Below are 442 nucleotides of genomic sequence, written 5' to 3'. Positions count from 1 at the left end.
CCCGGGAACGTGGACGACCGTGAGCCATTGAAGGACAAGGGCTTTACGCAAAGGCTTTTCGGAAAGATTTTTGCCGACAGGGGATACATAAGCCAAGAGCTTTTCGAAAGTCTCTTCATTGACGACATACACCTTGTGACCAAACTCAAGAAGAATTTGCTTCCAACCTGATTGCAGGGCTTATCGCATACAACCTGCTTCCTAAGAAACCGTCACTCAATATTGACATCATTGATAAAAGCAGGCTTATTGCATAAGATTATTATACCGAACTCACGTTAAATTTCTACTAAACGCTTATCCTGCTTACCTGATTAGGCCCATTAGGCTTATTAGGCTCACTGGCCTTATCAGCCCAATAAGCTCTATGGGCAAAAAAAGTATCCCCGCAAGGAAAACTCCTCGCGGGGATACTCTATTAACTTGAAAAAAGGCGGCCTCC

1 pseudogene is annotated in these 442 nt (G+C 44.3%); it reads left to right on the top strand.

What is annotated here, in order from left to right:
• Nucleotides 1–257, top strand: a pseudogene (locus H6A34_RS14645) (transposase); the annotation flags it as partial.
• Nucleotides 258–442: the final 185 nt, after the last annotated feature.

Origin of the sequence: Marseilla massiliensis (assembly GCF_016899855.1) — a bacterium.
Taxonomy (GTDB): Bacteria; Bacteroidota; Bacteroidia; order Bacteroidales; family Bacteroidaceae; genus Prevotella.
The sequence above is the reverse complement of the archived record's forward strand: the minus strand, read 5'-3'. Positions and strand labels throughout refer to the sequence as shown.